8 protein-coding genes are annotated in these 8,459 nt (G+C 68.8%); 2 read left to right on the top strand and 6 right to left on the bottom strand.

The genetic code is table 11. The annotated features are described in order from the left end of the window. From ACFTZL_RS36355 to eno, 5 genes are all read right to left on the bottom strand, one after another. Window positions 1-911, bottom strand: a 911-nt coding sequence (locus tag ACFTZL_RS36355) for a LysR substrate-binding domain-containing protein (RefSeq protein ID WP_382592104.1), incomplete at its 3' end; no start/stop codon positions are given. 88 nt (window positions 912-999) lie between these two features. Further along, complete coding sequence (locus ACFTZL_RS36350) at window positions 1,000-2,109, bottom strand: alcohol dehydrogenase catalytic domain-containing protein (RefSeq protein WP_382592101.1); 1,110 nt, start codon at window positions 2,107-2,109, stop codon at window positions 1,000-1,002. A gap of 40 nt (window positions 2,110-2,149) precedes the next feature. Beyond that, on the bottom strand, window positions 2,150-2,701 hold the full coding sequence (locus ACFTZL_RS36345) for a carboxymuconolactone decarboxylase family protein (RefSeq protein ID WP_382592098.1): 552 nt from the start codon (window positions 2,699-2,701) through the stop codon (window positions 2,150-2,152). Between the two features lie 32 nt (window positions 2,702-2,733). Beyond that, complete coding sequence (locus ACFTZL_RS36340) at window positions 2,734-3,738, bottom strand: VOC family protein (RefSeq protein ID WP_382592095.1); 1,005 nt, start codon at window positions 3,736-3,738, stop codon at window positions 2,734-2,736. A gap of 72 nt (window positions 3,739-3,810) precedes the next feature. Beyond that, window positions 3,811-5,121 (bottom strand): phosphopyruvate hydratase, encoded by a 1,311-nt coding sequence (eno, locus tag ACFTZL_RS36335; protein ID WP_382592093.1) that lies wholly within the window; start codon window positions 5,119-5,121, stop codon window positions 3,811-3,813. A gap of 405 nt (window positions 5,122-5,526) precedes the next feature. Here eno and ACFTZL_RS36330 point away from each other — a divergent pair, with 405 nt between their 5' ends. Then, window positions 5,527-6,093, top strand: coding sequence for an NADPH-dependent FMN reductase (locus ACFTZL_RS36330; RefSeq protein ID WP_382592090.1), 567 nt, complete (start codon window positions 5,527-5,529; stop codon window positions 6,091-6,093). Between the two features lie 313 nt (window positions 6,094-6,406). On the opposite strand, the gene ACFTZL_RS36325 is transcribed toward ACFTZL_RS36330, so the two are convergent. Beyond that, on the bottom strand, window positions 6,407-7,438 hold the full coding sequence (locus ACFTZL_RS36325; RefSeq protein ID WP_382592087.1) for a LacI family DNA-binding transcriptional regulator: 1,032 nt from the start codon (window positions 7,436-7,438) through the stop codon (window positions 6,407-6,409). 180 nt (window positions 7,439-7,618) lie between these two features. Between ACFTZL_RS36325 and ACFTZL_RS36320 the strand changes: the two genes are divergently transcribed. After that, entirely contained in the window at window positions 7,619-8,404 is a 786-nt protein-coding gene (locus ACFTZL_RS36320) for a fumarylacetoacetate hydrolase family protein (protein WP_382592084.1), read from the top strand. Window positions 8,405-8,459 lie beyond the last annotated feature (55 nt).

Raw genomic sequence — 8,459 nt, 5'->3', positions numbered from 1 at the left:
CTGTTTCTGGCGGGGGCGGTGGGGGGGGCTGCCACCCGCCGCGGGGGGAACACACCGCGCCCGGCTGGGGTGTTCCCCCCTTTGGGTTTGGCGCCCCCCCCCGGGGGGGTCGGCGCCACGTCGGCCAGCGGCCGGTAAGCCACTCCGGGGATCTGGACGCGGCGCAGCGAATCGGGCACCAGGGCAACCGCGAGACCACCGCCCACCATGGTCAGAGCCGCGACGAAGTCCCGCACCGGGGGAGCGCACCGGGGACTGAAACCGCCTTGCTCCGCCACTTCGAGGATCTGGTCGCGGCAGCCGTACTCCTCGTCGAAGTGCGGGGCCACGAAGCACTCGTCGCGCAGTTGGGCCGCGGGGACGGCATCGTAGGCCGCGAGTGGTGCCCCGGCCGGCAGCGCCAGGACGACCTGCTCGGTGAGCAGGCAGGTCGCCGTGACCTCGGGTGGGTACTCCGGCCTGAAGCGCAGGAAGCCGACGTCGATGTCCCCGCAGGCCAGCGCCTCCAGCTGGGCGGGCGTTTCCAACTCCCGTACCTGGACCGTCAGTTCGGTACCAGGGGCCGCGCAGCGGGTGAGGACGTCGGTCAGCACCCCGGAGAACGCGGCGGAGGCGACGTACGCGATCTGCGCGTGTCCCAGCTCCCCCCGGCCGGCACGCCGGCCCACCGCCTCGGCCCGGGCGGCCTGGGCGAGGGTCAGCCGCGCCTCTTCGAGGAACAGCCGCCCGGCACCGGTCAGGGCCGGGCGGGTCCGCCGCCCGCGGTCGACGAGCCGCACACCCAGGTGCGACTCCAGCGCTCTGATCTGGGCGCTGAGCGCCGACGGGGCGAGATGCAGACGGTCCGAGGCCCGGGCGAAGTGCAGTTCCTCCGCGACCACGACGAACGACTCGAGCCAGCGCAGTTCCACCGGTACCTCCGTCGTGCTGGGATCACCCCGCGGCGGCGTCAGGGCAGAACAGGACCGCCGCGGGGCGAGTTCGGGGCGTCTTGTGGGTTCAGGGGATCACGACGTAGTTGCTGAATCCACCGTCGCGATCCGTCACCCGTCCCGAGATGGCTTCGTTGACCTCGGCCAGCGGGAACGGCTTCGTGATCAGGTACGACAGGTCCAGAGCCCCGGTCGTCACCATGTCGGCGACTTCCTGGCCCTGCGCGGTGGTGAACCAGTTGGAGCCGATCAGCTGGACCTGCTCGTCCATGAGCCACTTCACGTCCACGGGCAGCCGATCGGCCACCCCGCCGACGTTGACGACCCTGCCGCCCCGGCGGACTCCCTGCATGGAGTCGAGCATCGTCTCCACCGGTGCCTTGGCGCCGAGCGCACTGATGACGAAGTCCGCTCCCTCGCCGCCGGTGCGGGACTTGGCCCACTCTCCGGTGGAGCCCTCGCCCAGCCGCATGACCTCGATCCGGTCCGGAGCCAACTCCTTGACCCGCTTCAGGAGTTCCTCGTTGCGGCCCGTGCCGAGAACCCTGGAGACACCGGAGGCCAGCGCGAGGAGGGTGGAGGCGACACCGAGGGTGCCCGTGATTCCGTCGATCAGCGCGACCTGGCCGGGGGCGGCCGCGGCGTTCTTGAGGGCGCCGTAGGAGGTTCCGATGTAGCCGAGCTTGCCGGCCTGCTCGAACGTCATGTTGTCGGGGATGTTGACGATCGCGTGCTGCGGCGCGGTCATGTACTCGGCGAAGCCGCCGTAGGGGTAGAGGTCGAAGATCCGCTGGCCGTCGCGGGAGGTGCTGAAGTAGCCGTTCAGGGTGAAGTAGCGGCATCGGCTGAGTTCGCCGCCGCGGCACACCTGGCAGCTGCCGCAGGACCGCAGCGGGCTCACATAGACCCGGTCGCCCGGCTTGGTGTTGAGCACCGCCTCGCCGACCGCCTCGACCACACCCGCGGGGTCGAGACCGAAGATCGCGGGGAGCTGGGGCAGCGGCTGATGCGGGTACCAGGTGGGCCAGTTGTTGATGACATTGGCCATGTTCGGCACGATTCCGCATGCCTTGACCCGCACCAGCACGTCGGTAGGCCTCGGGGTGGGCACGTCGATCGTGTCCACCGACATCGGGGCACCGAGTTCGTGCAGTCGCGCGGCGAGCATTTTCGCCATTGAAATACTCCTGAAGTGATGAGCCGTACGGTGCCGAAACCTAGGAATTGGCGAACGGGTCGGGATAATTGTCTTCGAGGTCGATGTCCAGCAGTCCCATGATGCGGACGCCGGAGTTGTACCAGGCGATGGACAACGACAGTTCGACCATCTGCCGGCTCGTCAGATGTGCGGCGGCGGCCTGCCACGCCTCCTCCGAGACCTCGACCCGGAGGGTGGACTCCCTGGCGAGTCGCATGACCGCCTTCTCCGTCTCGTCGAACAGACCGGAGTGCTCGAAGTCGGCCACCGACGCGAGCTGTTCCTCGGTGAGCCCGGCCTTGAGACCGTGCGACTGATGATGTGCGACCTCGTACGCCGACTGGGTCGCGTGACCCACGGTCAGGATCGCCAGTTCCCGCAGCCTGGGGCTGAGATCGGCGGCCCGTAGCGAGTTGGCGTAGGTCAGGAAGGCGTCCAGCTGGGTGGGCGCATGGGTGAGGGCGAGGAAGATGTTCGCCGTCGGGACCTTGCGTTCGGTCTCCAGCCGGTCGTACAGCGGCTTCAGCGACTCGTCAGCGTCCTCGCGGCGCAGATAGGGAACTCGTGCCATGGCGTCTCCTTGGGGGCGGTGCGGGCGGAAGGTCAGGGGAGGGGCTGCTCCAGCAGGAACCGCTCCAGCGACATCGGATTCGGCTTCTCGGCCGGCGGAATCCGCGGTGCGCCGACGAACGGCGACGCCTCGAAGTACCACTTCTCCAGGGCGGGGAGCCCCCAGCGCACATTGGTGCTCAGCGATGCCGCGTCCCAGCGCACCGGCTCGACCTCGGTGTCGATCGTCTGATAGTGGCTGTTGAAGACCTCGACCCGGTGGCCGTCGGGGTCACGGAGGTACGCGAACAGCATCCCGCCGGGACCGTGCCGTCCGGGGCCGCGCTCGACCCCTTCGCCGTAGCCGAGGATGCCCGCCCAGTCGCACGCGGTGAAGATGTCGCGGCTCTCGGAGACGGTGTAGGCGAAGTGGTGCAGCGCGGGCCCGGTGTTCTCGACGATCGCGAGGTCGAGGCACGTGCCCTTGCGGTACATGAACGCGCTCAGCAGCTTGTCGCCGTGCTCCAGGTACTCCGAGTTGCGAAAGCCCAGCTCACTGTAGAAGGCGCACAGCTCATAGGCGTCGGGCGCGAATGTCTGGTAGTGGTCGAGCCGCTGCGCGTGGGCGCCCTTGTACCGCTGGAAGTCGATGTGCAGCCGCGGCCGGGTCTCCATGTGCGCGCACAGTTCGAGAGGCGTGCCGATGGGGTCACTGACGTGCAGGGTGCGGCCCTGGTACGGCGCGTCCACCCACTCGGCGGGCAGGCCACGGTCGCGGAACCAGGCGTACGCGAGATCGAGGTCCTCGTCGAAGAACACCCGGAAACCGATCCTCTTGCACGCGCCCGCGCCCTCTTCGTCGAGCTCCAGGACGAGGCTGTGGTGGCAGGCCTCGGCCAGGCCGCGCAGGTAGCAGGTGCGCTCGTCCTCGTCGCTGACGACGAGCCCGAGGGCGTTCACGTAGAAGTTCCGGCTCTCGGCCAGATCGGCGACGGTGAGCCGGACGTGGCTCGCGCGGGTGATATTGAAACTCGGACGCAGATTGACGGGTGGCAGCATGGGGTCTCCGTGCTCCGATCGGCTCTGTATTTCGGCTCTTTATTTCGATGACTGTAATACTTCGAACTGCTTTTACGGCTCGGTCGTGGAAGGCCCGGAATCGGAGAATGTGAAGGCGGACCATCCGCTGAATTCCGCGGATTCGCCGAGGGACTCCTCGATGCGCAGAACCTCGTTCCACTTGGCCATGCGCTCGGAGCGGGTGAACGAGCCCACCTTGAGCTGTCCCGCATCCCATCCGACGCTGAGATGGGCGATGGTGACGTCCTCGGTCTCACCGGACCGGGCCGAGACGATGGTGCCGAAGCCGGCGTCCTTCCCGGCGCGCAGCGCCTGGAACGCCTCGGTGATCGTGCCGGCCTGGTTCGGCTTGACGAGGACGGCGTTGGCGGCCCCGCCGGTGGCCGCGGCCTCCACCCGCTTGGCATTGGTCACCAGGTAGTCGTCGCCGATCACCTGGCAGCGGTGGCCGTGGCGCCGGGTGAACTCCACCATGCCGTCGGTGTCGTCCTCGCCCACCGGGTCCTCGACGGAGAGGATCGGATACTGCTCGATCCAGCCGCCCAGCATGTCGATCAGCGCCGTGGTGTCCAGCGTGCGGTCGTCCAGGGCCAGCGTGTACCGCCCGCCGCTGCCGAACTGCGAGGCCGCGATGTCCAGCGAGATGCCGACCTGCGTCGAGGGTTCGAAACCGGCCTTCTCGATGGCCCGGGTGAGCGTTTCGAGGGCCTCCTCGTTGGAGTCGAACGCGGGCCAGAAGCCGCCCTCGTCGGCCACACCCTGGGCCTTGCCCGCCTTGCGCATCAGGCTGCCGGCCGCCCGGTAGATCTCCGCGGTCCAGTCGAGGGCCTCGGAGAAGCTGCCCGCCGCAGGGCACATGACCATGAAGTCCTGGACGTCGACGCGACGGTCCGCGTGGGCACCGCCGCCGAAGATCTGGATCTCCGGCAGCGGGATCCGGACCGGCCGTCCGCCCGCCAGGTGCTGCCACAGCGGTACGCCCTCCGACGCCGCGGCGGCGTGCAGGACCGCCATGGACGTGGCGACGATCGCGTTGCCGCCGAGGCGGCTGCGGTCGGGAGTTCCGTCGAGGTCGACCAGGAGCCGGTCGACGGCCTCCTGATCGCTCGCGTCGCGGTCCAGGAGTGCGGGGGCGATCTCGTGGTTCACCGAACCGACCGCCCGCTGGACGTCCAGCCCGCCGAAGCGGCTGCCACCGTCACGCAGGTCGAGCGCCTCGCCCTGGCCCGTCGACGCGCCCGCCGGTGCGATGGCCCGGCCGATCGCGCCGTCCGCCAGACGCGCCTCGACCTCCACGGTGGGGCGCCCGCGGGAATCCCACACCCTGCGGCCATAGAGCTCGGCGATCCGCGCGTCTGTCATGGCGGTGCAACCTTTCGGAGATCGGACGTTCGGGGCGCCGAGCGGTACATGTGCCCGTCCTCCAGAAGGAGGAGGGGGCGCCCTCGCAGCCGGAGGCATGTTCAGCTGCGGCTCAGCATGTGCTAACGATAGCGCAATCGTGCGAACTGTCGGAGGTTCTGTCAAGAGGTGAGAGGTGCCGCAATGCGCTTCTGTCTTGCCGATCCACGCCACCCTTGGCCCCACTGAAGGTCAGTGCTATCGTTCGCATAAACCGTTCGTGGGGCTGAGGCGCTGCGGAAGAGACTCCGGCGATCCCGCGCTGTCCTGGACGGACGGACAGCACAGGCAGCGCGGGTTCGCCGGGCCCGATCGCGGCCGACAGGAAAGCGAGCTGTCATGACCTCTGAGCCTTCTGTCGCCCCCATGACCCTGACCACGGTCGTGGCCAGCACGCGTCCTGGGCGGGTGGGAAGGTCCGTCGCGGACTGGTTCACCGCCCGGGCCACGCAGTGCGAGCAGTTCGAGTCGCATGTGGTCGACCTGCGCGAACTCGCCCTTCCGTTCTACGACGAGCCGCATCCGCCCGCTCTGCAGCAGTACACGCACAGCCACACCCGCACATGGAGCCGTATCGTCGACGCCTCGGACGCGTTCGTGTTCGTCACCCCGGAGTACAACGGAGGCTTCCCGGCTCCGCTGAAGAACGCGTGGGACTACCTCGTCGTGGAGTGGCAGCACAAGCCGGCCGCGTTCGTCAGCTACGGGGGCGTCTCTGCGGGCACCCGGGCCGTGCAGATGGCCAAGCAGGTGGTGGCCAACCTGAGGATGCTGCCGATCGGCCCGACCGTGAGCATCCCGTTCGTCAGTGAACACGTCGAGGACGGAACGTTCCTGGCCGGCAAGATCCATGAGGCCGCCGCCGAGCACATGCTCGACGAACTCGTGCGCACCGCGACGGTGATGCGCCGGCTGCGGAGGGAAACGTACTGAGCGGCGCGGCCGCGTGAAGGCGCTCGGAGCGATGTCGCTCGGGGCGCGTTCCGCTGTGCGGACGAGGCTGCGGGGCCCCGTCGGGACTCGGGTCAGGTCGTCGCGGTCGGGACGCGGGGAGGCGTTGGTGGCCGCGACCCCTGGGAGGTGCGGGGGACTGCCGCGGCGCGGGCGGATCGGTGAGGCGCGAGCGAACAACCGACGCGACGGCGAACCGTCCACTGTGCACGCGGCCGATGCCGGGCGCGGCGTGCTTCGCCCCGGTAGTCCCTCCGCGCACCCCTCCGGACGGAAGCGGTGCCCCGCCCCCGACTCAGGCGGAACCGGGCGAAGTCTCCCCGTCAGGGGACGCCGTGCTGCCGCGCAGGATCAACGAACCGGGGGAGACCGCCGTGTACGGGCCGTCGTTGCCCGGCTCGGTCTTGAGCCTACGGATCATCCACAGCGCGCAGCCGGTGGCCATCTCCTGGATGGGCAGGCCGACCGTGGTGAGCCCGGGGCCCCACCAGGAGAACCCGGGCTCGTCCCCGAACCCGACCACGGACAACTCCTGCGGCACCTTCACGCCCTGCTGGGACAGCTCCTCCAGGACGCCGAGGGTGAGCTGGATCGAACCCAGCACCAGCGCGGTGGGCACGTCCGGCCCCGACAGCAGCCGGCGGACCGTTTCGCGGCCGTGGTCGACCGACGACGGCGGTCCCAGCTCCGCGCGCCCGGCGTCATCCGGCAGGCCGCCTTCGCGCAGGGCGCTGCGGAACCCGCGCAGGCGCTCGGCGCCGGTGGGCAGCTCCTCGGGGCCGCCGAGGTAGGCGATGCGCGTATGGCCCTGCGCCACCAGGTGGGCCGTGGCCCGGCGCAGCGCCTCCTGGTCGTCCACGCCGAACCACTGCGAACCCAGCGACGGGTGTCGTCGCAGCAGCTGCACGTGCGGGAGGGCGCGCAGAAGCTTGACAGACTCGCTGTGCGGGCGCGCGCTCGGCACGATGATGACGGCGGCGACGCGGTTCGCGGACAGTTCCCGAAGATGGCGCAGCTCCGCCGTCCGGTCGTCGTCGGTCTCCGACAGCATCAGCTGGAAGCCCTCGGACTCCATGTTTTTGGACAGCTCGTGCGCGATGGTCGAGTAGAAGCTGTTGCGGATGTCGGGAATCACCAGCGCGACCACGTTGCTGGACGCCCCGCGCATCATCCGGGCCGCACGGTTGCCCACGTACCCCATGTCGGAAGCGGCCTGCCGGACGCGGAACTTGGTCTCCTCGCTGATGCGCGGATCGTCTGCCAGCGCCCGTCCCACCGTCGACACGGAGACTCCGAGGCGCTCGGCGATGTCCCTGGTCGTGATCACGTAAGGAGTCTCCTCGACTGACTGGTCCCGTGTCGTCACTATCCGTGTGCCAACGATAGCATCGATGTCGCGCTCCGTGGTCGCCGAGAGTGAAGGTGCCGGGGTTGGCTGCCGCCTCTATGCTAACGTTAGCACTACGGGATGGGCCGTGCAGCCGCTCGCGGCTGCCTAGTTGCGGAGGTGTCCGTGCGCATCGTCAGATATGCCGTCGGCGGCGAACGTCATTACGGAGAACTCGAATCCGGGGACGTCGGTATCACCAGATTCGAAGGTGATCCCTATACCGGTTTGTCTCCTACGGGACACATCGACCGAGTCGGCGACGTCGTCATCCTTCCGCCGGTCGAACGGCCCCGGATTTTCGGATTCGCCTACAACTACGCCTCACATGTCGACGAGACCGACCGTGAGATCCCCGAGGTGCCAGTGTGCTTCATGAAGCCGAGTACGGCGGTGGTGGGTCCGGGTGACGCGATCGTGTATCCGTCCGACGGTGAACTGATCCATTTCGAAGGCGAGTTGGTCGTCGTCATCGGAAAGGAGGCCCGTCATGTCAAACCCTCCGAAGCTCCTGACCACATCCTCGGCTACACGTGCGGCAATGACGTCAGTGACCGCATCGTCCAGCGCAAGGAGAGCGCATTCGGAACGCTTCTCATCGGCAAGGGGCAAGACACCTTCGCTCCCCTGGGGCCCGTCATCACGACGGAACTCGACCCTTCGGGACTGGCCCTGACCACCCGCGTGAACGGCACCGTCATGCAGTCCGCGAGCACGGCCGACCTGCTGCTCCCGGTTCCGGACATCGTCAGCTATCTCAGCCGCTACCTGACGCTGCTCCCCGGGGACGTGATCATGACCGGCACACCTTCCGGTGTCGGCCCCATACGCCCCGGGGACGAGGTCGAGGTGGAGATCGAGGGCATCGGCGTCCTGCGCAATCCGGTCGTGGCCGAGAGCCGCTGACCGGCGGGACGCCCGCCGGCGTCCGCGACGACGGGGCCTGCCCACCGCTCGGCGG

Origin of the sequence: Streptomyces sp. NPDC056948, assembly GCF_042674225.1 — a bacterium.
GTDB classification, from domain to species: Bacteria; Actinomycetota; Actinomycetes; order Streptomycetales; family Streptomycetaceae; genus Streptomyces; species Streptomyces purpurascens.
Note: the sequence above shows the minus strand (reverse complement) of the source record. Positions and strands in the feature narration are given on the sequence as shown.

Excerpts from the sequence above, each read along its gene's own strand:
- ACFTZL_RS36350 (WP_382592101.1), bottom strand. The coding sequence starts at position 2,109 with ATGGCGAAAATGCTCGCCGCGCGACTGCACGAACTCGGTGCCCCGATG.
- ACFTZL_RS36345 (WP_382592098.1), bottom strand. The coding sequence starts at position 2,701 with ATGGCACGAGTTCCCTATCTGCGCCGCGAGGACGCTGACGAGTCGCTG.
- ACFTZL_RS36340 (WP_382592095.1), bottom strand. The coding sequence starts at position 3,738 with ATGCTGCCACCCGTCAATCTGCGTCCGAGTTTCAATATCACCCGCGCG.
- eno (WP_382592093.1), bottom strand. The coding sequence starts at position 5,121 with ATGACAGACGCGCGGATCGCCGAGCTCTATGGCCGCAGGGTGTGGGAT.
- ACFTZL_RS36330 (WP_382592090.1), top strand. The coding sequence starts at position 5,527 with ATGACCCTGACCACGGTCGTGGCCAGCACGCGTCCTGGGCGGGTGGGA.